The following is a 23,967-nucleotide window of genomic DNA, read 5'->3' as shown; positions in this document are numbered from 1 at the left end:
TTCAATCAGCAACGAATGGATGAGGGGGGGATTTTGCTACAGATCATTGCGTTCTTAACTGCGATGGCGATGTTTGCTGGGCTCGTCTCCCTTGCTACGGCCTATCGTCAAATGGTCAAAATGCAGCAGCACTGCGATTCGTCGCTCGAGTGTTTAGTCGAAGCCATCGCAAAGGAACATTTGATTGTCGGTCATCTGCTCGATGCATTGCCGAGTGACTTTGAGATGGCTCATCAGGTTCAACTGTCCGAAGCGTTTCGGAAATCGGATAACGCGTTGAAAAAACTGCGTTCGGACAGTTCCAACCGCGCGTCGGCAGCATCGCTTGCCGACGCACAGCGTCAATTGCTGATGACTTCCTCGTCACTTGTAAAGCGAATTGAGGACAACGAAGCCCTGGCAACCCGTGGATCAATCCAAGGGTGCATGAAGGGGTTGGCGGACGCCCAAGAAAAATCGCACGCAGCGATGGTCTCGTATAACTTGGCGGTGGTTTCGATGGCGACCCATCGCGAACTTGCGATCCCATCCTTGCTTTGCATGGTCACTCGATCTCATGCCAACCATCGCCCACTGATCGATTGGACCCCCGATTCGAGCAGTTCCAGCGTGGAGTGCGACTACTAGTTCGAGTCGCGTGGCAAAGCGGTCATCCATTTTGCGGTCTGTTCGATCGATTCGCCATCGATGGTGTGTCCTCCACGAAACGAATGAAATTCCGTTTCGATGCCGGCTTCGCTTAGCCAATTGGACAACGCGACCGCACTGGAATACGGCAAAATGGGGTCGACGTTGCCATGCGATTGATAGACCCGGGTTTGCTTGAGTCGGCTGAGCGATGCGGTCCAGTGCGTTTGACAGACCAACGTGCCGGAGAACAAAAGCAAAATTTGTGGGGGATCGATTTTCCCACGAAGCGCCGTATCAAGCGTCAACATCGCTCCTTGCGAAAATCCGCCTAGCACAAGCGGAGCGGATGGTGCGTCCATCTCTGCTTTCATCGCCTCGATACTTTTGCTCAGCAGTTCGCGCGCATCATCGATCCCTGGCGGGACCGCAGTATGAAGTTCGCTGAAGGACGACGTTTGGACATGTTGAGCAAGTTGAGCCATGTTGATCGGCCACCAAGCACGACCGTCGGGCATTCCCATTTCGGCCAACGTTTGCGGTGCCGCAGGGAACACGAAGCGAAAATCACCTGCGTCTTCACCCAGCAGCGTGATCCATTCAAACGCCAACGACGCAAGGTCGGTGCCGGGAGCTCCGTAGCCATGACACAGCACGACCAAGACTTTGGGCGATGGGCCTCCGTCGATGACGATGCAATCGAGGGATCCGTAAAGCGTGCGGCGAGGTTCGAGCATGACCGATGGGGGGCTTGTTATGAACAGATGCTCCACCGCAGCGGGGCTGGGCGGATTTTTCGTTGCAGATGCGACCGTGTGATCGATCGCGGAGCCCTGTTTTTAGGCGATCCCGGCTGCTTCGGAAAGGTGGTGCCCGAGCGACGTCAATGGCCCCGATGTTGCAAATGGCCCAGTATCGCCAATGACACATCCCTTAATCGGACGTGACTGAATCGGACGCGTTTGAAATCGGAAGCACCGTCGATTTATGCCCCTTCGCCCGAGGTAGGCATCCCGAGTTGACGCATTTTTCGATACAGATTCGAGCGATGCAGCCCGAGTCGCTCGGCGGCTTCGGTCATATTGCCGCGACAGTTCTCGATTGCCTGATTGATATGGGCGATTTGATAGATGCGGGTCGCATCGGAAAGCGTCGGCGGAGCATTGGTTAAAAACGATGCTTCCCGATTGCCGCCCGACTGCAGTGGCGTGTTTCCGGTCAACATCAAGTCATCAACTCCGATCCGATCACCACTGCACAGATAGCAAACACGTTCCATCGTGTTTCGCAGCTCACGGACATTTCCTGGCCACGGGTGCGACAGCATCATCAGTTTTGCATTCGCATCGAGCGTCGGAACCGTGCGTCCGATTTGATAGGCGAAATGCTTTAAAAAATGATTGGCAAGCAGCAGCACGTCTTCGCCTCGTTTGGCTAACGAAGGAAGCGTTAACGAAACCACGTTGAGCCGGAAGAACAAATCCTCGCGAAAACGTTTCTCGGCAATCCGTTGTTCGAGCGGTTGGTTGGTCGCCGCGATCACGCGGACGTCGACGGGAATCGTTTGCGACCCACCGACGCGAATGACAACTTTGTCTTCGAGCACACGCAGCAATTTCGCTTGGCCTCCGGGACTCATGTCGCCCACTTCGTCCAAGAACAGCGTTCCGCCGTTGGCCAATTCGAACTTGCCGACACGGGTGTGGCTGGCGTCCGTGAACGAGCCTTTCTCGTGACCAAACAATTCGCTTTCTAACAATGACTCGACCAACGCCGCGCAATTGACGGCGATGAACGGACCGCTTCGACGATTGCTTTCGTAGTGAATGTGTCGCGCCAGCACCTCTTTGCCCGTGCCATTGTTGCCAAGTACCAGTACCGTCAAATCGGTTGCGGCAACCTTCTGGGCGTTCTTTCGCACTTGGTCAATCGACGGGTGATCACCGATCAATTGAGTCTTGGCGGCGGCATCGTCGACCAATCGGTCGCGTGAATCGGTCAGTGATTTTCGCGTTTGCAGACTGTGGATCGCCGCGGCGGCATGTAGTGCCAAGTCCGAAAGCAGCATGGCGTCGGATTGATCGAACGATCCGCTACGACGGTTGATCGCTTCGAATACACCCACGATCTCTTCGCGACCGTGTGCGGTCGGCTTGGTGTTGGCGCCAAAGTGGGCCACCGGGTTGCACATCGGGACGGCCACCAACGAGTGCGTTTGGAACTCGAGCGAGCGGTCCACCGTGCGGTTGACTCGCGATTCATCGTCGTCGCTGTTGCCATTCCAGATTTTGGCTTCGCCGCTGCTGAGCACTTCGCCGACCACGCCCGCTTTGTCGTCCACTTCGAGCGGTTTGCCCTGGACGCCAAGTGCGGGGCGACCCACAAGTTTCTTGCGACGTCGGTCCCACAAAAAGATGCTAGCGCGTTCGCAGTGCAGCAGCTTCGTGGCGGTGTCGGCGATCCGCTGCAGCAAGGCTTCGTCGTCATCAAGTTGCTGCCACTGAGCCGCAGCACGCAGCACTGAGGACAATTGCTCGATTCGCTGCAGATTACGGTCGTGTGCGTCGATGCGGTGCAGCGCCGCGGATAACATGTCGGCAATCGGTTGGGTATGCGGTACCGATCGGGACGGTTCGCGGTGACTCAAATCATCGGCCAATCGCATCACCAATGCGGAACTGGGCGACGGTTCGCCAACCGCGGTGCCGCTGTGTTGCGGTTGCGCCAAGGGGATGGCATGCCAACCGTCCGCCGAAATGGTGATCCCACGCTCAAACGCTTCCCCAACCAATTCCGGTGGAAACGGCATTTTTTCGCCGACCCAGCATTCCGGAGTCCATTTGCCACTGCGTTGGCTGACCAACCCGCCCAAGGTTCCGCCCATCGACTGCAAGACCCCGGGAATCGCCACGTCTAAAAAATCATGACGCGAATGGTCCGCTTGCAATGTTTTCAATATATCCATCGATAACTCGTTATCGAACCGGTCGGATTCAATCAATGCAGGTGTCTCGGTCATTGAAAGGTTTCCTAAGCGAAATTAGACAAATAGACGAAGACGGTACTTAACCGTTATCCTGTGACTTCGTTGCCACGCGGCGCGAAGTTCCATCGCGTAAACTGTTGATGCGATATTTGCAAAACTCGGTCTCCATACGTGACCGCCAAGATTTTTAGGAATGAAGAGACAATGCAATTCAAAGGCAAAAAAGGTCTGATTTTGGGCGTGGCGAACGACCATTCGATCGCGTGGGCCATCGCAAAACAAATCATGGATCAAGGTGGTGAATGTGGATTTACTCATTTGCCAGACCGTCCGGATGACGAACGACAACGGAATCGTCGTCGCGTTTCGCAATTAACCGACAAATATGAGAACGCTAAGTTTCTTGTACCCATGGATGCGCAAAATGACGACGACATCCGCAGTGTTTTTGATCACACCGCAGAACAATTTGGAAAAATTGATTTTATGCTGCATTCCATCGCGTTTGCGGACCGCGATGACCTTTCTCGCGACACCGTTGAAACAAGTCGGGCTGGTTTTAAATTGGCGATGGACGTCAGTGTCTACACTTTGATCGCTTGTACTAACGCTGCTAAGGGTATCATGAACCCGGGGGGTGCGATAGCTACCATGACCTATTTCGGGGGGGAGAAATGCGTTCCCGGCTACAACGTGATGGGAATCTGTAAAGCAGCACTGGACGCCACCGTCCGTTATTTGGCTTACGACATGGGGCCATTAGGAGTACGAGTGAACGCCCTTTCAGCGGGTCCGATCCGGACACTGGCCGGTCGTGCGGCCGGCGTCGAAAAAATGTTGACCATGTACGAGCACATGGCACCGATGGGCCGCAACGTGACGCATGACGAAGTCGCGCGGACCGGAGCGTTTTTGCTCGGCGATGATAGCAACGGTATCACCGGCGACATTCTGCATGTCGATGGTGGCTACCACGCGATGGGCAGCCCCGGTCGTCTGTTGGATCAACTGCAACAATCCTAAAGCGTCGCTGTTCGTTCAACCCCTGCTTCGATGCGTCGCCAAACCGCGGACGAAGCGGGGTTGTTTCACGACATGACAATCACGGTGATGGCTACGCTGGTTGGCCATTCCCCCGTTTCCCCAATCCTATGACTCGATCGGATTTCTGATGGTAAGAACTGCAAGTACAATGTTGCCCCTTGGCACCGCCGCACCCGATTTCAAGCTTCCCGAATGTGGCGGAGGCGAAGTGTCATTGGCGGACGTCTCGGGTGGCAAGGCGTTGCTGGTGATCTTCATGTGCAACCATTGCCCATACGTCAAGCATGTTGCCGACCACATCAAGTTGCTTGCTGATGAATACATGGCCAAAGGCGTCTCGGTGGTCGCAATTAGCAGTAACGATGCGGACAAGTATCCGGATGACAATCCCGAGGCGATGCAGAAGGAGAAATCCGAGCGTGGCTACGCGTTCCCGTATCTGTTTGACGGCGATCAAAGTGTGGCTCAGGCGTATCATGCAGCCTGTACTCCTGATTTTTTCTTGTTCGACGATCAAGCAAAATTGGTGTACCGAGGCCAGCTCGATAGCAGTCGTCCCAAGAACGACCAACCGGTGACCGGGAAAGACCTGCGAGCCGCTTTGGATGCGGTGCTTGCTGGCGAGAAGCCGAGCGAGAATCAAACGCCTTCGCTTGGTTGCAATATCAAGTGGAAAGAAGGCAATGAGCCCCAGTACTTCAATCCGCAAGGTACTGCGTGAGCGACAATCAGGCTCCGCAAAGCTACCTGCACGAGTTGACCTTGCGTTTGGCGATTGGCGCGCAAGGGTTATCGCCCGAGATTCGCCAAGCTCATGCAAACTGGCTCGTCGCGCAGCAGCGTGACGATGGCGGTTTCGCAGGACGCGAAGGCGAAAGCGATCCCTACTACACCGCCTTTGCATTGCGGGGGCTGTGGATTTTGGATGGGATGACGCCCGAGGTAGGGGAACGGGCCGCTCGCTTTTTGCGTGGCTGTATGCAGCGCCGCGAATCGATCATCGATCTGATTTCGCTGGTGTTTGCTGCCGCCATCTGTGAATTGTCTGTCGGCGCCGTGGTGATCGCGGACGAAGATGATTCATGGCGAACCAATATTGCTGATTTGCTGGCCACACTGCGGACCAGTGATGGCGGTTTCGCTAAAACCCCCGAAGGCCGAGCCGGTAGCACCTATCAGACGTTTTTGTCGGTGTTGTGTCACGAGTTGATTGAAGTGCCGGTTCCCGACACCGACGGCATCCTGCGATTTCTCGAGTCTCAAGCCCATGTCGATGGCGGGTTTCTGGAAATTCGAGCCGCAAAACGACCTGGGGTAAATCCCACCGCTGCCGCGATCGGGACGCTCAAGTCGCTTGGCCGACTCGATGCGATCGATCACACCGCGACGATCGAATTTTTGTCCGAGATGCAATCCGACGAAGGGGGGATGACCGCGAACACGCGAATCCCATTTGCGGATCTATTGAGTACGTGCACAGGGTTGATCACGTTGGTCGATCTGGATGCCACATCTGTCGTGGATGTCGTCTCGATCCAAAAGTACGCTCGCATGATGCAGCGAAGCCCGGGCGGGTTTGTCGGGCTGTCGTTGGACGACACGACCGATGTCGAATACACGTTTTATGGAATCGCAAGCCTCGCGTTATGTGAAAGCGTGATTCAAGGCTAACGGTGGCCCCTGGAGGCCACAAAGGAGAGCAGCAACAGTGACGACGGTTAATCGCGAAACTTCTTTGCAGGTCGAGAATCTCTCGAAGTCGTATCCAACGGTGGGCGAGCCGCTACAGGTATTGAGCAACGTGTCGCTGTCGTTGGTCGGCGGCGACTCGCTTGCGATCGTCGGACCGAGCGGCTGCGGAAAAAGTACACTGCTGCAAATCCTGGGGACGCTTGACCATCCCGATCAAGGCACGGTGCGGATTGACGGCCAGGATCCGTTTGCGTTGACCGAAAAAGAGCTGGCCGGGTTTCGCAACCAGCACGTCGGATTTGTGTTTCAGGACCACCATTTGTTGCCGCAGCTAACCGTGCTCGAAAATGTGCTGGTTCCTGCATTGGCACAAGGAAGTCCCGCAGCCGAACGGTTCACGCATGCCGAACATCTGCTCGAAAGTGTGGGGTTGGTCGAGCGGCGAGCTCATCTGCCAAGCGAGTTGTCCGGTGGCGAGCGAGAGCGGGTTGCGATCGCGCGGGCGCTGTTAATGCGGCCGTCCTTGGTCTTGGCCGACGAACCCACCGGCAACCTGGACCGCCGCACCGCGGACTCGGTCACCGAATTATTGCTTGATCTGCCCAGCAGCCAGGGGGTTATCCTAGTCGTTGTCACTCACAGCCACTCACTCGCCGAGTCGTTAAAACAGAGTCGCGAGCTTCGCGATGGCCAATTGGTCTAGTGTTGATTTGTTCATGCTGATTTTGCCCCGAAACTAACCGAGTTGCCATCGGTTTGACTTGCGTTAAGGGGGCAGTCCTAAGGATGATAGATATCTTTGAGGGCGAACGCGTGGCGTTCGCCACTTTTTCCCTAGCGGATCCTTCGCAGCGTTTTAGGGATGGACATCGCCGCGTGAGGCTTCGCCGCAGACTCAACTTTTGGAGAGTCAAGATGCAGGAAGAGTATCATGGCTGGGATGAGCTCGATGGGGAGCAAGGTCATTACAAATTCGCCGAAGTGACCGGGCACAAGAAAGGGGCCGGCACCTTTGTGATCACCGATTTCGGCAACACCCCCGGACCGCGTCAAGCGATCTCTGCGATGATGGCGGCATCGAAGCAATTCAAATGCAAGCTGCATGTTCGCAAAAACGACTCGACCATGCCGCTGTTAAGTAAATTGATCGATGCGTCGATGGTCAAGGTGGCTCAGGTGCGGTCAGGCGACGTCGACGAGTACGGGGTGTTGGGAATGCGAGCGACACCCCCGCCGCCGAAGAAGCCTTGGTGGAAATTCTGGTAAGTGATTAATTGCGTCTGCTGGCGGCGAGAATTACTTCGACGAGAAATAGTCCAGACGGTCTTTGACTTCGCCGTCCTTGCTCAGCTTGATGCTTGATTTCACTTTTTCCACATCAAGCGTCAATCGATCGCCAAAGAAGTCGTTCAAGTAAGCAGCCGTGTTCAGAATTTGTAACAGTTCAGGCTCGTTGCTCGCACGCTGGATCGTTTCGTAGAGCGCCGGTCGCACATCCTCGTCGCTCAGTAACGCCATGAATTCGATCGCACGCAGGGCAACCAGCGGTTGTTCGTCGGCGAGATGCTTTTTGACTTCGCTCGTCAAAGGTTTTGCGTTTAATCCAATACTGGATGCCGCGACAAAGCCCCAGTAGCGAACCCATGGATCGCTGCTCGAGATCGCGTCACGCAGTTGATTCTCAGCTTCGTCGAATGGCAACAAGGCGAGGTTCGCTGTGTCGATCAGTTTGGCAATACGCTCTTTGTTCTGCTGACCAAATTCGGTTGGGTTTTCCATTGCCGATTCGTACAGCACTGCTTCGGGGATGAAGCTCAGGTCAGGCATCGCTTTGAGTCGCGAGTCCAGTCTTGCTCGCATCTTTTTCAAGGTTGCCTGGGCGGAGGGATCGTTCGCAAGGTTGAGGGTTTCGTGCGGGTCGTTCTCAAGATCGAACAATGCTTCGACCGCTTTGGGGCGAAAGAATTGGCTTTGGACTTCGTTCAGTTTGCCTTCGGCGTGCAGTTGTCGCCATTGTTGGTAGGCGAGCATTTTGTAGCGATAGTTGTTTTGCAGTCCGTCAGGATAATACGGTTCGAAGTGACGCATGTATTTGATGTTCCCGATTCGCAGCGAACGCACCAAATCATATTTTTCGTCAAAGCGATCGGCATAGCCAAACGTTTCGTTGCGAGCATCGACTTCGGCGACGTCGATGCCGCGTCCTAAGAACGCCTTGCCATCGACACCGCTAGGAACGTCAACGCCAGCAAGGTTCAGCACCGTGGGGCCAAAGTCAACAAACTCGACGAACCCATTGGTGCGAGAGCCTAGTTCGCGCGAAACCAAATCTTTCCATCGCTCGGGGACTCGAACGACAAGCGGCACGTGTAACCCGGCTTCATAGACATAGCCTTTGGATCGGGGCAGCACGCCGCCGTGATCGCCAAAGTAAAAGATAAATGTGTTTTCGAGTTCACCTGCATTCTTCAATTCATCCACGACCTGTCCGACGACCTGGTCGATCGCCGTCATGCGATCGTGGTAGCTCGCTCGCGTGTAGCGGAATGTATCGGTGTCAGGAAAATACGGTTGCAATTTGACCGACGCCGGATCGGTTTGCGGCGGAGTGGCCATCGCCTTTTCAGGGAAATGCAGCCGGCCTTCGTGCGACAATGCCGAGGTCACCACATGGAAAAACGGCATCGATTTGTCAGGCCGTTTTTTCCAGCTCGCCTTTCGGGACGATTCATTCCAAGGGTCTGGCGATTTCTGGGCGTTGTAATCTTCCTTGCTGTTGTTGGTCGTGTAGTAGCCGGCGTCATGCAGGTAGGCCGGGAACATCTTGAGTCCCTCGGGCATCGCCGCCATTTTCGAGCGGCGGTGAAACTGGGTGCCGATCCGTGGCGCGTAGCAGGCGGTGATCAGCGTGGTGCGAGCCACCGAGCAGACCGGGGCGCATGAAAACGCTCGGTCAAACGTGATGCCATGCTCGGCCAACGCCTCGATATTGGGCGCCGGGGCCCCATCGGGATCAAAATGTCGCAGATAATGTTTCGAGTTGTCCTCGGACATGATCCAGACAAAGTTGGGGCGATCTGCAGCGATCACCGCGGGGGTGCTCCGCATGGTTCCCGCCACGACAAGGACCAGGGCGGCGATTGGCAGGAACAAGGAGGATCGATTCTGGGGCCAATGAAGCAACATCGAGTTTCAGTTTCCTTGCGACAATCCGGTCGGTTTGTCATCAACCGGCGGGGGAAAGGGGGCAGGTTTCGGTCGGCGACTACGGGAGATTTGTTCGCGTAATCCTGCGGATATCGTAATCCAAACAGCCCTCGGTGTGAGCGGTGGGCGACCTGAATTCCTCGTTTCGCCAACAGGATTAGGCAGCACGATCCGCCCAAATCGTCGATAGGGACGATCGTGGTGGAAAAATAGTCGTCCGTAGCGTGACAAAGGCCTGTACGTGGCGTGGATCGATCGATACACTACGCGGCTCGACAAAACGCCCTTACGCTTGAATTCACTTGAGAGTGCATAAATGTACGCTATCGTTGTAGATGGTGGCCGCCAATACCGCGTCGAACCTGGCATGGAAGTAGACATCGACTTCCGCGATCTTTCCCAAGGTTCCGAAATTACCTTCGAAAAAGTCCTCGCGGTTAGCGCCGACGACGGTTTGAAGCTTGGTTCGCCCACCTTGGATGGTGCCTCGGTTACCGCATCGGTGATTGGCCCCAAGAAAGACAAAAAGATCTATATCCAAAAGTTTCGTCGTCGCAAGCACAGCAAGCGTCGTACCGGACATCGCCAAATTCACACGCGTGTCAAGATCGAAAAGATCGCTGTTTAAGGACGTTTGAGCGAAAATCGACGTGCCTTCTTCACAAATCACCGATTACGTGCTTGGGACCATTCTAGGGGTCGGCACCGTCGGTACGATTTATGAAGCGACGGAGAAAGAGACTGGCGAACGGGTTGCAATCAAAAAATTGCATCCCGGTGTTAGTCGTGACAAGCTGATCCGAGCTCGCTTTCGCCGTGAAGTCACGATTCTGCAACGTTTGCGTCATCCCAACATCATCGCCTCCTTTGGCGGAGGCGAAGCCAGTGATGGGCAGCTCTATTACATCATGGAGCTGGTGGAAGGGGGCACGGTGGGTGAGTTGCTCGAGGCGCGAGGACGGCTTGATTGGCAGGTCGTGGTCGATGTGGCTCGGCAAATCTGTTCCGCCCTGCAGTGTGCTCACAACCACGGCGTCATTCACCGCGATTTGAAGCCTGGCAATCTGTTTCTGACGAAGTCGGCGATTGTTAAATTAGGCGATTTCGGCATCGCCCGTGATTTGCACGACAACGATATCACGACCACCGGATTGACGGTCGGCACCCACGCTTACATGTCGCCCGAGCAGATTACCGGCGATGCGATGATTTCGGGTAAAACCGATCTGTACGCGCTCGGCTGCTGTCTATTTGAGATGTTGACCGGGCGAAAGCCGTTTTTGGGCGAAAATTTTGCCCAGTTGTTCGAGCAGCATCTGCACGCCAAGCCGCCGCGAATCCGCGATCTGCTGCCCGAGTGTCCCCCCGAGCTCGATGAAATTGTCGACCAATTGCTGCGCAAGCTGCCCGACGATCGCCCCTTTAACGCTCGCTCGGTCCAAGGCGTGATGTTGGAAATGGGCGAAAAGTACGATTTGCACGCGGAATCGATTCCCGACGGGTTGGGCAAGGATGTGGCGGCGGAATCGGTCACCGAAAAGGGACGCCAAATTCTCGAGCAACAAATCAGTGCCCGACTGAATCAGGCTACCAATCCCGAGGTCAGCTGGGGCCGGTTGCTGTTGGTCGCGGCCGTGATTGGCGGCATGGTAATTGCCGCAATTGTCTTTGCACCGTAATGCATTTCGGTCGAGCCGGCGTGAATCTCTCGGTTGCGTGGTAACACAACTCGAGTCGCTCTTGTATAAATGCACGCCGATGACCTTTCTATCAAACGCAGGAACCCTACCGATGTCCCACCTGATGAATCTAACAAAATCCTTTTTACAGTTTGGCGGGTTGGCTCTCGTCTCTCTTACACTTATGACGAGTTCGACGATGGCACAAGACGACGCCGCCAAAACAGAAGAAGCACCCCGGAAATACGTAGAACAGGCTGACGAGATCGGCTATTTCTTGGGCGTTTCACTTGGCCAACAAATGAGCAATCAAGGCTTCCAAGCCGAGGACATGAATTTCCAAACGCTGATCGAAGGCTTGAAGGACGGATTGGCCAGCAATGATCCCGCGATGGGCGATGATCAGTTGCGTGAAGTTCAAGGCAAGATGGAAACAATGCTTCGCAAACGCCAAGAAGAAGCGATGTTGCGAAACAAAGAAAAAGGCAAGCTTTGGCTTGAGCAGAACGCCAAGAAAGAAGGCGTGAAAACGCTTGAAGGCGGTGTTCAGTACTCGGTGATCAAAGAAGGTACCGGTGCCTCGCCGACCGCGTCGGACAAGGTCAAGGTTCACTACACCGGCAAACTGATCGACGGCACCGTGTTTGACAGCTCGGTGGCTCGCGGAACCCCTGCGGAATTCATGGTCGGCCAAGTCATCCAAGGCTGGCAGATGGCACTGCAGGAAATGAAGGTGGGCTCGAAATGGATGCTCTACATCCCTTCGGAACTAGCCTACGGCGAACGCGGCAGCCAGGGAGCGATCGGCCCCAACGAAGTGCTCGTCTTTGAAGTCGAATTGCTCGACATTCTGTAGTCGCAAGCAGCTCGTTTCAGTGAAACGCAAACGTGAAAACGAAGAAAAAGCCGAGTCTAGCGACTCGGCTTTTTTTCGTATCTTAGGCCTCTTCGTAGTGGATCTTGCTAAAGATCCCGCATGCAGGACCTTTAGCAAGATCCACTACGCTAGATTATTTGCTTCGCATCCTGGGCTTCTCAGACCGTTCCCCTCGACGCAGGCACGGGGCTAAAGAGGTGACCTTACTTGGCTGCGTCGAAGCGGTAGATGCATTCGCCGCGGACGCTGTTGGTCAGGTAGTAGACCTCGCCCGCTGCGTCTTGTCCGAACGCCAACACCGGGATGCTGTCGGGGATGACTTGGTCGTTGCGAGTCGCTTTGCCCGTTTCCGGGTCGTAGGACAGTGCCCATACGCTGCCGGTGACGTAGTCGGCGTAGATGTATTTGCCGTTTAGATCCGCATTGCGGTCGCTGCGGTAAACACGGCCGCCGGTAATCGATTTACCGATTTCGTGGTCGTATTCCCACACCGGTTCAATCGGCTCGCTGACGCTTTCGGGCACCGGTTGGTTGCCAAACGGGTGCGTGCCTTCGCGGCTGCTCCAGCCATAGTTTCCGCCTTTGGTGATCACGTCGACTTCTTCCCACAATTCTTGCCCGACATCGCCGGCCCACAGACGACCCGAGGCGGGGTCAAACGCGATTCGCCATGGGTTGCGAAGTCCATAGGCATAGATTTCCGGTAGCGCGCCCGAGGTATTCACGAACGGGTTGTCTGCGGGGATCGCATAGGCTTTGCCGTCGCCCGCGTTATCGACATCGATCCGTAGGATTTTACCGAGAATCTTGCTCAGATCTTGGCCGGCTTCGTAGGGATCGTTGCGAAGTCCGCCATCGCCGAGTCCGATATACAAATAGCCATCAGGGCCAAATTCGATGCTGCCGCCATTGTGATTTTGGAACGGTTGGTCGATCTCCATCAGCACCACTTCGGATTCGGGATCGGCTTGATGAGGATTGTCCTTAGACATCGTGAAGCAAGAGATGATCGACTTTTTGGCATCCGCCAACGAGTAGTAGACATAGAACTTTCGGTTGCTTTTGAATTCGGGGTGCATGGCAAGTCCCAACAGCCCTTGTTCGTTTGCGCCCCGTTTTTGCCAGTCGTAAACCTTCTCGCGTAAATCCAGCACCAATTGGGACTCAGTGACGTCTGGTTTGTTTTCGAACGTCCAAATCATGCCGCGTTGCGAGATCGTGTAGAGTCGCTCGGGCATGCCTTTGGCGTAGGTCAATTCAATCAACCGCAACGGGCGGACTTGGCCGGCGTCGTCAACGGCATCCCATTGATCCCACTGCAGATTAGGAAACGCCAAGACGCTTTTCATGCCAAGTTTTCCGTCGATCGGTTGTTTGACGGGTTGGCCATCTTTGAGTCGCCGGATCTTGATGTTGCGGTACGCCACCACGTCGCCGTGGTCTTGCAGACACAAATGGCCTTCGCCCGCTTCGCCGAAGCCTTCCCATTGGGCGAACTTGCTGGCGGCCACTCGGTCGTTCCAGGTCTTGTCACCGATTTTGAAATTGTAGTAACGCACGCCGTTCATGCAGACGCTGCACTGATCGTTAGCGATACGCAAGTACAGTTCATTCCATTGGCCGGCCGGGCGGGTAGCGTCAATCGGAGTGTCTTCACCAGGAGCATTGCCGGGTTTGTACAGCTGGTACAGCCAACCCGCCTTTTGCGGATCGTGCCCGTCTTTGTTGTCTTGGATCTGGATTTCGGGGCCGGTGTAGTACGGGCGTCCCTCGCCTTCGACAACGTGGAACATCAGCCCGCTGTTGCCCTCTTTGCTGATCCTATATTGCAGCGAAAGTTCGAAGGTGTCGAATTTTTCCTTGGTGATCAAGTCGCCAGCACCCTTGCTGTGACGAATCAACGCTCCGTCTTCGACTTTCCAGCCGTCTGACACGTCATCGCGTTTGTAGTTTCGCCATCCGTCGGTGCTCGATCCGTCAAACAAGAGTTCCCATCCGCTACGTTTCTCGGACTCGGTCAATTGATTGGCCTTGTCGCTGAGGCCAGGATCCGCAGCGTCAACGGGCCGTGATCCAAAGGAGAGGCTGGCCAGACAAAGGCTGGCGATCGTGAGGCTAAGCCGCATTTTCATCTTGATTCTTGGGGTGAAGGGAATGGTGAGGGGGTCAGGTAAGGTTTGGAGGGTCCGTGACGTCCAGAAGTCGTTTTCCATCGCTTGAGGCACGGATCATGATCAAGCAGGGTTCATAGTATCGTTTGGCAGCGGACCGCGAACAACATGCCGGGGGCACCAAGTTGCATTCTTTCCGGTTCGAGGGCACACCGTGCGGTCGCCGGTATGCCGTTTGCAAATACGTCCCAAAAATGCCGTTTGCATTCTAGCCATGCCGCTGCCGTTGCGATCCGTGTGTAAACTAGCGATACAATCTCCAGCGTACGAGACTCGTCACGGCGCTGGTGCGAATCGCCCGGTGCGAATCGCCCGGTGCGAATCGCCCGGTGCGAATCGCCCGGTATAGACCGCTTGAATTTAGCGGATGACAGCGATTAGCGGTGGTTTTCGGCTGGGGGTTTCCGGTTCCCCGCACACATTTACTTTATTGCGTGTTAAACTATTCTCGCCCGGACGGATGCAAGAAACTCATCGTTCCTAATGCGAATCCATGAAAACGACCCAGCAAGTCTACGACTTTCTCGCTCCCCCATCGCAACCCGATGATCTGGGGATGCTCGGTTCGTATCGAGTGATCAGTGAGCTGGGTAAGGGGGGAATGGGGTACGTTTTTCGGGCCGAGGACACCCGGCTTAAACGCACCGTCGCCTTGAAGGTGATGAACAAAAAGATTGCGGCGACTCCCAACAGTCGGGCGCGATTCATCGAAGAGGCGCGTGCGATGGCGGCGGTCCATCACGACAACGTGGTGGTGATTTTTGAAGTCGGCGAACGCAACGGCACCCCTTTTATGGCAATGGAGTTGCTCAAAGGGCAGACGCTCGAATCACTCAATTCGAGCAAAACGCAGTTGGGTTTTGAAAAGATTCTCGACTTTGCCAAGCAGATCACACGTGGGCTTGCCGCAGCCCATGCTAAACAGATTGTTCATCGCGACATCAAACCGGCGAATATTTGGATCGAAGAAGGAAACGATCGAATCAAGATTCTTGATTTCGGTCTCGCGCTCGCACAGACTCCGGTGGATCGGCTTGCTGGAACCGGTTCGGTGATTGGCACCCCGGGTTACTTGTCGCCCGAACAAGCACGCACCGATCCGCTGGATGATCGAAGCGATTTGTATAGTCTCGGGGTGGTCTTGTACGAGTTATGTACCGGACGTTTGCCGCTGGCGTCTTCATCGGTCTCGGGGCAATTGGTCGCTATTTTGTCGCACCGACCCAAACCGATTCGTGAACTGAACCCCGAGATTCCCGAACCGCTTGCGGATCTCGTGCATCGATTGTTAGCGAAAGAGGCTCGTGAACGACCTGCGTCAGCCAATGTGTTGCTCGAAGAATTGCAGCGTGCCGAGGTCGAGTGCCATGCCAAATCCGAAGTGGCGCAAGCGATCAGCAAATTGCAGTTGGGGTTGAGCGAGGTCGTCAGCAAAAAACAAAATCACGATCTCTTTGACGACCATTCGATCGAAGCGGCGGCCGAAGAGGTCCCGGATCCGTTTGCGTTTCCTGCGATGCCCGCGACTCCGGCGGCGACCCCAAGTCCGTTAGCGGCTCCGGCCCCCACGGTACCGCAAAGCTCGTTTGGATCCGCGGCGGCGCGACCGGTGGCGAAAAAGCAAGAGCCCGCCGCGACCATTGATTGGAAACAATATGCGCCATTCATCGCCATCGCGGTTTTGGCGTTGTTGCTGATTGTCGTCGCGATCTATGCGTGGGTTGCGAGCGGTTCAAGTGCTCCGCCGCCGGTGGCGCAATCCGGTGCGGCGAGTCCCGCTGTCGCAGAAACCTCCGGGGCGGCGCAGGGAGCTTCTAACCGCGGCAATCCTCCGGCCAAAACTGCGGTTAGAAAAGCGGACCCGTCGCCTGCTGCGAAACAACAACCGACGGCGAAAAAAGGGAACAAGAAAGGGGGCGGCAATAACAATAAAAACAATGGCAACAACAAGAGCAACGGCAGCAATAAAAATCAGGCCGAGTCATCCTCGCCCAAGCCGCCTGCGAAGTCCGAGGTTGCCCAGCCGCAACCGATGGTAAGTGTTGCTAACTCAGACGCTTCGCAATCGAACATGGCGGACAAGAATCCGGTGGACGTGCCGCCAGAATCGGCAGCGATGAAGAACTCATTGCCTGACGCGGCCACCACGCCTGAGCCACAACCCGCTTCGGTTCCCGTCGAGACCATCCGGATCAGTTCCGCCGATGGCAACGGAGCCGATTCCTCGGTGCGTCGTGGCGCAGGCGGCGGTGATCCGATGGGGACCAACCCCGGCATTGCAGTGCAGACGCGAAACGGGGCCGAGCTGGAACATGCCTACATGCGGTTTGATCTTGCTGCGATCAGCAAGCAGCGAAACAAGATTCAAGATGCCAAATTGGTGCTCACGCTGCCGGGCGACGATCGTCCGTCCGATGCGACGTTGCGTCTATACGGCGTGGACACACCGGCTGCCGAGCGGTGGCAGGAATCGGGACGATTTGCGTTGACATGGGGGAATTCGTATTCCAAGCGTGGGCTGGGATCGCTGCCGATTTTGGCCGAGACGAAAATCACTGCCAAAGACAACGGAAATGATCGCCAAGTCTCGATTGGCGGCAGCGAGCTGACCGAGTTTTTACGGAGTGCCAAAAGCCGCTCGGTCACCTTGATCCTGGCCGGTGGCAATGCCGACAACAGCCTGTTGGCGTTTGCGAGCCGTGAACGAGATCCAAACGAAGCTCCCCAATTGGTTCTCGAACTTCCCACCCCCTAGGGCCAGCACCCTCGTGCTTCTTGTCTGCATTGGTGTAGACTTTGGCGATTCGCTCGCCCGCTTGCCGCCTCTGGATTCCAAAACCGAGGATGCGGCATCGCGATTCGGCCATCCGTGATCGGCCTTCGCTGCCACCGAGGGTCCCGTCAACCAAGAAGTCTCCACGAAGCAAACCTGATTCATGCCAAATCAACTGAAACCCTCTGTTTGTATCGACGCCGTCTTCGAGAACGTGCCTGTGGGGGATGCGATCAAGTCCGTGGCCGATGCGGGAATCAAGGCATTCGAGTTTTGGTGTTGGTGGGAAAAAAATCTTGACGAACTGATTCAGCATCGCGATGCAAATGGGATGTCGATCTCGGCCTGCTGCACCAAGTTCATTTCGTTGGTCGATCCCGCTCAACGCGATCAATACCTCGCGGGACTCGAAGAATCGATCGCCGCGGCCAAGCAGCTGGATTGCCCTGTACTGATTTCCCAAGTCGGCGATTTTCGCCCCGACGCTGCACGTCAAGAACAGCACCAATCGTTGATCGATGGATTGCTCGCAGCCGCACCGCTGCTCGAAGCCGCGGGCGTCACGCTAGTGATCGAACCGCTGAACGAATTGGTGGATCACGCGGGGTACTATTTGGTTCGCAGCGACGAGGCGTTTGAGATCATCGATCGGGTCAACAGCCCTCGGGTGAAGGTGGTGTTTGACATCTATCACCAACAGATCAGTGAAGGACATGTCATTCACAATTTGATGCAGAACATCGACAAGATCGGACACTTTCACGCCGCAGGAAATCCGGGACGCCACGAATTAACCTTGGGCGAATTGAATTACGAACAAATATTCGCCGCGATTCAATCGAGCCAGTACGACGGTTATGTGGGGCTCGAATATTGGCCCAAGCATGATCCAAGTGAAGGACTTCGTCAGGTCGCTCGCTGGTTCAGTGCAACATCCTAAGTCGTGACTGATCAGGCGACGTTGCCTCGCCAAACTTTTAGACCGAATTCAAGAGACTTCATTGAGCGACCTGAAAAACGATCCGTCCGATTCGAATGAATCCGAGTCGCGGCTGCCGCCTCAGAAACGCAAGGCCGCGATTGCCTTTATCTTGCTGACGCTGTTCATCGATATTCTTGGCATCGGGATCGTGATTCCCGTGTTGCCTGAGTTGATTCAAGAATTGATCGGAGCGGACGAGTCGGGCGCAAGTTTCTACGTCGGGGTGATCGGTGCGATCTACGCCTTGATGCAGTTTCTGTTCGCGCCAATTTTGGGGGCATTGTCGGATCGCTTTGGACGGCGGCCGATATTGTTGGTGTCGTTGTTTGGGTTGGGTGTCGATTTTCTGATCCAAGGATTTGCACCCAATATTTGGTGGCTGTTGGTAGGCCGTCTGCTTGCCGGAGTGATGGGCGCTAGTATCACCACGGCCAATGCCTACATCGCGGATGTCTCGTCCGATGCCAATCGTGCTCGGAACTTTGGCTTGGTCGGAATGATGTTCGGGCTCGGTTTTACGATCGGCCCGGCGCTCGGTGGATTGTTAGGCAGTTACAATTTGCGTTGGCCGTTTTTCTTGGCCGCGGCACTTGCGATCGTGAATTGGTTGTATGGCTACTTTGTGTTGCCCGAGTCGCTTCCCAAGCACCGCCGCAGTGAGTTCTTGCTGTCTCACGGCAATCCGTTTCGCACGCTAAACCATTTAAAGGTGTATCCCTTTGTGGTCGGATTGACGGTTGTCTTTCTATGCAAATCGCTGGCACAGCGTGGCTTGGAAAATGTGTGGGTGTTGTATACCGGTTACCAGTTTGATTGGGACGCGGCGGCCAATGGCAAGGCGCTTGGTCTAGTCGGGATCACCGCGATTGTTGTCCAGGGTGGTTTGGTGCGTCCGGTCATCAAACGCTTTGGCGAACGCAACGCTGTGCTGTTCGGGACACTGATCTCGGCGGTCGCGTTCGCAGGTTACGGGCTGGCCAACCAGGCTTGGATGATCCCCGGTTTGATCATCTTTGGTTCGCTTGGCGGTTTGGCAGGGCCGGCGATTCAAAGCCTGATTTCAGGAACGGTCAGCGATTCGGATCAAGGCAAAGTTCAAGGGGCGTTAACCTCGTTGGTCAGTTTGACAAACGTCATCGCCCCGATCTTTTTCACCGCAGGCTTGTTCAATTATTTCACCGGTGATGCCGCTCCGGTCGAGATTCCCGGGGCTCCGTTTCTTGCGGGGGCAGTGCTGATCACCATTTCGCTTGTCGTGGCAATCCAGGTTTTTTACCGTTTTCCGAGAACCGAAACGGTCGCAACCAAGTCGAATTACGACGCGACTTGATTTGTTGCTCGACTTTGCCCGCTCGATCCCCTTATACTTGACCCTTCACGGGGGATGGGCGGCAGGTCACTCGTGGCAGCTTTTCTTCTTGTCATCTGCCGCGGTTACGGGGGTGACACGTGCGCGCGACAGGTCCAGTTTGCAAAAGCTTTCCTAGGTCAATTCCTCGGCTTTTGCTTCGCTCGCGGTGCCGCGGCGGATTTACGCTGATTGAACTGCTTGTCGTGATCGCGATCATCGGGGTGTTGGTGGCATTGTTGTTGCCTGCGGTGCAAGCCGCTCGTGAAGCGGCGCGGCGGATGAGTTGTTCCAATAACTTGCGTCAAATCGGGTTGGCGTCGCACAATTATCATTCGCTGTATCAACAATTGCCCCGCAAAAGCCAACCGAGCCCGCGTCAGCATACGTGGGCAGCATCGCTATTGCCCTTTGTCGAGCAGATGGCACTTTTCGAGAATTACGACTTTGATGTCAATTGGAATGACGTACGCAACCGTGACGCCGTTGCGACACACGTGGAAACCTATCTGTGTCCTTCGGCTCCGGATAATCACGAACTCGATCGACTCGGCTCCGGAATCAATACCGCGACGACCGACTACGTTCCTCATGGCGAGGTGACTAAAAACATCATCGACGCCGGCTTTGTCAAGCCGCGAGTCAATCGCCGTGGGTTGTATCATGGATCGCGAGTCACGCGGTTTCGCGATGTGTTAGACGGACTGTCCAATACGATGTTGTTGGTCGAGTGTGCGGGACGCCCACAGTATTTTGTGATGGGGCGGCTGGGACCATCAACCAACAATAATGGCTGCGGCAATGTGAATGTCACCGACGCGCGATCGAAGCTTGGTGGTTGGGCGAATCCCGGGAACTACATTCCGATGCATGGTTTTGCTGCCGATGGGTTGAGCTGTTCCGGACCCTATGTGATCAACAAGACCAACAACAACGAGGCGTATTCGTTTCATGTCGGTGGACTGCAAATCAATCTCGCCGATGGCAGCACCCATTTTATTTCCGAACAGATTGATGCGGAGGTCTACGCTTCGCTGATTACCTATCAAGGACACGAGATCGTGGACGATTTCTAACCGTTCGCGATCTCGGCCTGGCGTGATTGAGGGCCAATGTCGCACTGGGCGAATGGGCCAATGAGACACTGGGCCAATGTGTCAGCGTGGCCTACAGGCGGAGTGCCTTAGTGACAATCAGGATCGAGGGATGCGTTGATGGAAGTCGAACCAATGCAGAGTGCCGATGATGCTCGCGGAGCAGGGGCGGACGCCGATCCACCTCGCGTTGACGCTCCACTCCAAACCGACGCTCCCGAGTCTGATGAACCGCAGGACGATGGTTTGTTGGCGATGACGTACGCCGATGGGATGCAGGACGCGGCGCCGCGACCACCGCGGGTTATCACCGAGGAAACGCGGACCATGTTGCGGTTGGCGATGCTGCCCGGAGTTGGGCCGCGAATTCTAACAGGCTTGCTTGATCGATTTGGCTCGGCCCAACGTGCGTTACAAGCGAATGATCACGAATTGGCATCCGTGCATGGGATTGGTCCTAAACTTGTGCACGTGATCCGGACCGCTTCGCATCATATTGATGTCGATGCGATCATCCAGTGGTGTACCGATCAGGACGTGGCGATCATCTCGTCCGAGGACGAAGACTACCCTCAGTCGCTGTTTGATCTTCCCGATGCGCCGCCGATCTTGTTCGTCGATGGGCAGTGGCTCGCTACCGATGAGCTTGCCGTGGCGATTGTCGGGACGCGACACGCCACGACGTATGGGCTAAAGCAAGCCGAGCGGTTCGGTTATGCCATGGCACGAGCCGGGATAACGGTGATCAGCGGGATGGCCCGCGGGATCGATTCGGCTGCCCACGAAGGGGCGTTAAACGGAGGCGGCCGCACGATCGCGGTTCTCGGCAGTGGCTTAGCCGAGATCTATCCGAGCGAGCACAAGGGATTAGCGAAAACGATTGCAGCGGCTGGTGCTGTGATCAGCGAGTACCCTCCGCATGCCAAGCCGCATGCCGGCATGTTCCCACAGCGAAATCGTTTGATCGCAGGAATGTCGCTCGCCACGCTGGTGATCGAAGCACCTGATCGCAGCGGCGCCTTGATCACCGCTCGCTTGGCATGCGAGTTGAATCGAGAAGTGCTTGCGTTGCCTGGTCCCGTGACCAGTCGAATGTCGCGAGGATGCAATCAATTGATTCGCGATGGTGCCAAGTTGGTGCAAACGATCGAAGACGTGCTCGAAGGGATTGGGCCGATGTGCAATCCGGTCGATGCCGGCGATGGCCAATCGATTCGCAGTGGTGCCGATTTGCTGCTGAATGAACTCGAGCGAGCGGTGCTGGACGCGGTCGGCGAAACCAGTACGCCCATCGACGAAGTGATCGCCAAGACCGAACTTCCCGCGCATCGAGTGATGGCCACCATCAGTGTTCTGGAAATGCGTTCGCTGATCCGGCGATTGAGCGGACAATACGTCTCGCGGATCTAATCGCTGTAAATCTCGCACTGCTGCCCACCCAGACGAACGGCGGGGGGACAAATCCTTGATCAATTCGCCCCTGATTTGAGAAATAACCGACTATTCGCTCCTTTGCCCGTCTTTTCTCTGGCATGCCCTTTGCACCTTGTCCTGGTCGCCCTACTGGAACGGGGCAATCAATAACGAACTACAAATGAGAACAAGATGGTCTATGTGGGGTGGTATGTCGGATCGGTGATTGGGGCCTTGTTGATGCTGGTCGCCATGACCGCAATGCGTCACGACGAGCGAAAACATGTCGGCCGGTTTGGCTGGATCGTCGTCATCCTGCTCTGTCCACCTGTTGGTTTTCTGCTGTACCTGACCCTCGCGGGCCGCAAAATATCTGCCGAGCACGAATTGCGTGGCATCGTGAAAATGCCGCCATGTCCGAGTGTGGAGGTGCCTGATCGGTGTGGATTGTCGAACATTGGTATTCGTCGTGGGCTCGCCCCTTCGACGCCCGGCAACTGCGTCAAGCTGTTGGCCAAACCGGAAGAAATGTATCAGTATCTGTTCGAGCTAATCGACTCGGCAACCGAATCGCTCTACGTGCTTAGCTTTATCATGGCGGATGATGACCTTGGTCACAAAATCGTGGACAAATTGGCGGCCAAAGCTCGCCAGGGAGTCGACGTGAAGCTGTTGGTGGATGGCGTTGGTTCTTTCTTAATGCCCGATGAAATGCTCGACACCGTTCGCGATGCGGGTGGCGAAGCGATGACGTTCAAGCCTGTGTCACGTTTGTCCCGGTTTGCTTATTTGAATTTTCGCAATCACCGAAAACTCGTGATCGCCGATGGCAAACGGGCCTATGTCGGCGGAGCAAACTTGGTGCAGTACGAAATCACCGAGCAGCCCGATGAAGACACCTGGGTCGATCTTTGTGTGGCACTGACGGGGCCCGCGGCGTGCCAAGTCGAAGCGGTTTTCCGGTCCGATTGGCGGTTTGTCAATCGAGATCACTCGCTTGATGAAGCTGATTTGCAAAAGGAGATTCCCTGCTGCGGGGTGTTCAAACCGAAGTCATGCGATTCAAAACAAACCGAATCGAGTAATGGTAAATCGAGTGATGGCAAGGCGAGTAATCGCGAAACCAGCGATGGCAAATCAGGCGATTCCGATTCGGAACATTGCAAATCAGGCGATTGCGAATCGGCAAAGGGCGAATCGGAGCATCGAGAAAATTCCAAGGCGAATGACGGGCATGCCGAGCATGGCGGGCATGACGGGCATGACGGGGCAAGCCGGGTGCAAGTGATCCCGATTGGCCCCGATGGGCCTGGCGAAGTCATGGAGGACCTGTTGATCACGGCGATCCAGCGAGCCACCAAGCGGGTCTGGATCGTGACCCCCTATTTCGTCCCTTCGTCGATCGCGATGCGATCGCTGGAAATGGCATGTCGTCGCGAAATCGATGTTCGGATCATGTTTCCCAACGAGAGTGACATGATGCCAGCGGACTACGCACGATTTGAATACAGTCGTGATTTGCACGAGGCGGGCGCCCGAGTGCTGCGGTATCGCGACGGCGTCGTGCATACCAAAGCGGTTTTGGTCGATGATGAGGTCGCGTTCATCGGCTCGGCGAATTTTGACATGCGCAGCTTTTTCCTCAACTACGAAGTGATGCTGGCGATTCATGATCCCCGCATTCTTCACGAACTCGGCGATTGGTACACCGCGATGGAGGCACAGTGTGATGATCGCCAGGAACCTGATTCACTTCGCCGCCGCTTCTTCAGCACCGCCGCTCGGATCTTTGGTTCGGAACTTTAAAGGTTCCATTACGGATCGTTTCCTGCCGCTCGACGCATCGAGACGTGTGACAAAGGAACGAGGCTCGGGGGAGGTCAGCTCAGTCCCTGGTGATTCTTTCTTCAGTGATTAACATTGACGCGAGCCCCCGCTCGGGGCTTGTTCGTTCGTCTTTGTTTCCTGCTGTACGTCGAAAGCGGTGCAGATGATCTCGATGTGTCTGAAGAAAAACTCTCCCCAGCGAGCATGGCCGCTGGCTTGTTTAGCAGCACTTTTGTGCTGGGGGGCT

Annotated in this window: 19 protein-coding genes; 15 read left to right on the top strand and 4 right to left on the bottom strand. The window is 55.5% G+C overall.

Translation table 11 applies throughout. From position 1 onward, the window contains the following. Window positions 1–63: 63 nt before the first annotated feature. Window positions 64–627, top strand: a complete 564-nt coding sequence (locus tag ABEA92_RS26440) for a hypothetical protein (protein WP_345687973.1) — start codon at window positions 64–66, stop codon at window positions 625–627. On the opposite strand, the gene ABEA92_RS26435 is transcribed toward ABEA92_RS26440, so the two are convergent. Then, a complete protein-coding gene (locus ABEA92_RS26435) occupies window positions 624–1,364 on the bottom strand; it encodes an alpha/beta hydrolase (protein ID WP_345687971.1) in 741 nt (246 codons plus the stop codon). The genes ABEA92_RS26440 and ABEA92_RS26435 overlap by 4 nt on opposite strands. A gap of 248 nt (window positions 1,365–1,612) precedes the next feature. After that, window positions 1,613–3,646, bottom strand: a complete 2,034-nt coding sequence (locus ABEA92_RS26430; protein WP_345687969.1) for a sigma-54-dependent Fis family transcriptional regulator — start codon at window positions 3,644–3,646, stop codon at window positions 1,613–1,615. A 171-nt stretch (window positions 3,647–3,817) separates the two neighbouring features. On the opposite strand from ABEA92_RS26430, the gene ABEA92_RS26425 reads away from it, so the two are divergent. The 5 genes from ABEA92_RS26425 (at window position 3,818) to ABEA92_RS26405 (ending at window position 7,615) form a co-directional block, all read left to right on the top strand. Next, window positions 3,818–4,636 (top strand): enoyl-ACP reductase FabI, encoded by an 819-nt coding sequence (locus ABEA92_RS26425; protein WP_345687967.1) that lies wholly within the window; start codon window positions 3,818–3,820, stop codon window positions 4,634–4,636. A 148-nt stretch (window positions 4,637–4,784) separates the two neighbouring features. Next, window positions 4,785–5,378, top strand: coding sequence for a thioredoxin family protein (locus ABEA92_RS26420; RefSeq protein WP_345687965.1), 594 nt, complete (start codon window positions 4,785–4,787; stop codon window positions 5,376–5,378). Next, entirely contained in the window at window positions 5,375–6,328 is a 954-nt protein-coding gene (locus ABEA92_RS26415; protein ID WP_345687963.1) for a prenyltransferase/squalene oxidase repeat-containing protein, read from the top strand. Before ABEA92_RS26420 ends, ABEA92_RS26415 begins: the two co-directional genes overlap by 4 nt. Before the next feature lie 37 nt (window positions 6,329–6,365). Then, a complete protein-coding gene (locus tag ABEA92_RS26410; RefSeq protein ID WP_345687961.1) occupies window positions 6,366–7,052 on the top strand; it encodes an ABC transporter ATP-binding protein in 687 nt (228 codons plus the stop codon). Window positions 7,053–7,264: 212 nt separating this feature from the next. Further along, window positions 7,265–7,615 (top strand): hypothetical protein, encoded by a 351-nt coding sequence (locus ABEA92_RS26405; protein ID WP_345687959.1) that lies wholly within the window; start codon window positions 7,265–7,267, stop codon window positions 7,613–7,615. A gap of 30 nt (window positions 7,616–7,645) precedes the next feature. Here ABEA92_RS26405 and ABEA92_RS26400 read toward each other — a convergent pair whose 3' ends face one another. Then, a complete protein-coding gene (locus ABEA92_RS26400; protein ID WP_345687957.1) occupies window positions 7,646–9,535 on the bottom strand; it encodes a sulfatase-like hydrolase/transferase in 1,890 nt (629 codons plus the stop codon). 337 nt (window positions 9,536–9,872) lie between these two features. Here ABEA92_RS26400 and rplU point away from each other — a divergent pair, with 337 nt between their 5' ends. From rplU to bamJ, 3 genes are all read left to right on the top strand, one after another. Next, window positions 9,873–10,184, top strand: a complete 312-nt coding sequence (rplU, locus tag ABEA92_RS26395) for a 50S ribosomal protein L21 (RefSeq protein ID WP_008706265.1) — start codon at window positions 9,873–9,875, stop codon at window positions 10,182–10,184. 22 nt (window positions 10,185–10,206) lie between these two features. Continuing rightward, window positions 10,207–11,235, top strand: coding sequence for a serine/threonine protein kinase (locus ABEA92_RS26390; RefSeq protein ID WP_345687955.1), 1,029 nt, complete (start codon window positions 10,207–10,209; stop codon window positions 11,233–11,235). A 199-nt stretch (window positions 11,236–11,434) separates the two neighbouring features. Next, window positions 11,435–12,091, top strand: coding sequence for a BamJ family beta-barrel-assembly machinery protein (gene bamJ / locus ABEA92_RS26385; RefSeq protein WP_345687953.1), 657 nt, complete (start codon window positions 11,435–11,437; stop codon window positions 12,089–12,091). 224 nt (window positions 12,092–12,315) lie between these two features. On the opposite strand, the gene ABEA92_RS26380 is transcribed toward bamJ, so the two are convergent. Continuing rightward, window positions 12,316–14,244: a 3-keto-alpha-glucoside-1,2-lyase-like domain-containing protein gene (locus tag ABEA92_RS26380; protein WP_345687951.1), complete on the bottom strand. Its 1,929-nt coding sequence runs from the start codon at window positions 14,242–14,244 to the stop codon at window positions 12,316–12,318. A gap of 532 nt (window positions 14,245–14,776) precedes the next feature. Between ABEA92_RS26380 and ABEA92_RS26375 the strand changes: the two genes are divergently transcribed. The 6 genes from ABEA92_RS26375 to ABEA92_RS26350 all read left to right on the top strand — a co-directional run bounded on the left by ABEA92_RS26375 (window position 14,777) and on the right by ABEA92_RS26350 (window position 23,699). Beyond that, entirely contained in the window at window positions 14,777–17,038 is a 2,262-nt protein-coding gene (locus tag ABEA92_RS26375) for a protein kinase domain-containing protein (RefSeq protein ID WP_345687949.1), read from the top strand. Between the two features lie 181 nt (window positions 17,039–17,219). Next, window positions 17,220–17,996, top strand: coding sequence for a hydroxypyruvate isomerase family protein (locus ABEA92_RS26370; protein ID WP_345687947.1), 777 nt, complete (start codon window positions 17,220–17,222; stop codon window positions 17,994–17,996). Window positions 17,997–18,057: 61 nt separating this feature from the next. Further along, window positions 18,058–19,368, top strand: coding sequence for a TCR/Tet family MFS transporter (locus ABEA92_RS26365; protein ID WP_345687945.1), 1,311 nt, complete (start codon window positions 18,058–18,060; stop codon window positions 19,366–19,368). 173 nt (window positions 19,369–19,541) lie between these two features. Then, window positions 19,542–20,462 (top strand): DUF1559 family PulG-like putative transporter, encoded by a 921-nt coding sequence (locus tag ABEA92_RS26360; RefSeq protein WP_345687943.1) that lies wholly within the window; start codon window positions 19,542–19,544, stop codon window positions 20,460–20,462. Window positions 20,463–20,600: 138 nt separating this feature from the next. Then, the gene (gene dprA / locus ABEA92_RS26355; RefSeq protein ID WP_345687941.1) at window positions 20,601–21,890 is read left to right on the top strand and encodes a DNA-processing protein DprA; all 1,290 of its coding nucleotides are present in this window, start codon (window positions 20,601–20,603) and stop codon (window positions 21,888–21,890) included. 195 nt (window positions 21,891–22,085) lie between these two features. Further along, window positions 22,086–23,699: a phospholipase D-like domain-containing protein gene (locus ABEA92_RS26350; RefSeq protein WP_345687939.1), complete on the top strand. Its 1,614-nt coding sequence runs from the start codon at window positions 22,086–22,088 to the stop codon at window positions 23,697–23,699. Window positions 23,700–23,967 lie beyond the last annotated feature (268 nt).

This window comes from Novipirellula caenicola (assembly GCF_039545035.1).
Taxonomy (GTDB): domain Bacteria; phylum Planctomycetota; class Planctomycetia; order Pirellulales; family Pirellulaceae; genus Novipirellula; species Novipirellula caenicola.
The sequence above is the reverse complement of the archived record's forward strand: the minus strand, read 5'-3'. Positions and strand labels throughout refer to the sequence as shown.

Bases quoted from the DNA above. Each gene is read 5' to 3' on its own strand.
- ABEA92_RS26440 (WP_345687973.1), top strand. From the start codon at position 64: ATGGCGATGTTTGCTGGGCTCGTCTCCCTTGCTACGGCCTATCGTCAA.
- ABEA92_RS26435 (WP_345687971.1), bottom strand. From the start codon at position 1,364: ATGCTCGAACCTCGCCGCACGCTTTACGGATCCCTCGATTGCATCGTC.
- ABEA92_RS26430 (WP_345687969.1), bottom strand. From the start codon at position 3,646: ATGACCGAGACACCTGCATTGATTGAATCCGACCGGTTCGATAACGAG.
- ABEA92_RS26425 (WP_345687967.1), top strand. From the start codon at position 3,818: ATGCAATTCAAAGGCAAAAAAGGTCTGATTTTGGGCGTGGCGAACGAC.
- ABEA92_RS26420 (WP_345687965.1), top strand. From the start codon at position 4,785: ATGGTAAGAACTGCAAGTACAATGTTGCCCCTTGGCACCGCCGCACCC.
- ABEA92_RS26405 (WP_345687959.1), top strand. From the start codon at position 7,265: ATGCAGGAAGAGTATCATGGCTGGGATGAGCTCGATGGGGAGCAAGGT.
- ABEA92_RS26400 (WP_345687957.1), bottom strand. From the start codon at position 9,535: ATGTTGCTTCATTGGCCCCAGAATCGATCCTCCTTGTTCCTGCCAATC.
- rplU (WP_008706265.1), top strand. From the start codon at position 9,873: ATGTACGCTATCGTTGTAGATGGTGGCCGCCAATACCGCGTCGAACCT.
- bamJ (WP_345687953.1), top strand. From the start codon at position 11,435: ATGGCACAAGACGACGCCGCCAAAACAGAAGAAGCACCCCGGAAATAC.
- ABEA92_RS26380 (WP_345687951.1), bottom strand. From the start codon at position 14,244: ATGAAAATGCGGCTTAGCCTCACGATCGCCAGCCTTTGTCTGGCCAGC.
- ABEA92_RS26375 (WP_345687949.1), top strand. From the start codon at position 14,777: ATGAAAACGACCCAGCAAGTCTACGACTTTCTCGCTCCCCCATCGCAA.
- ABEA92_RS26370 (WP_345687947.1), top strand. From the start codon at position 17,220: ATGCCAAATCAACTGAAACCCTCTGTTTGTATCGACGCCGTCTTCGAG.
- dprA (WP_345687941.1), top strand. From the start codon at position 20,601: ATGGAAGTCGAACCAATGCAGAGTGCCGATGATGCTCGCGGAGCAGGG.
- ABEA92_RS26350 (WP_345687939.1), top strand. From the start codon at position 22,086: ATGGTCTATGTGGGGTGGTATGTCGGATCGGTGATTGGGGCCTTGTTG.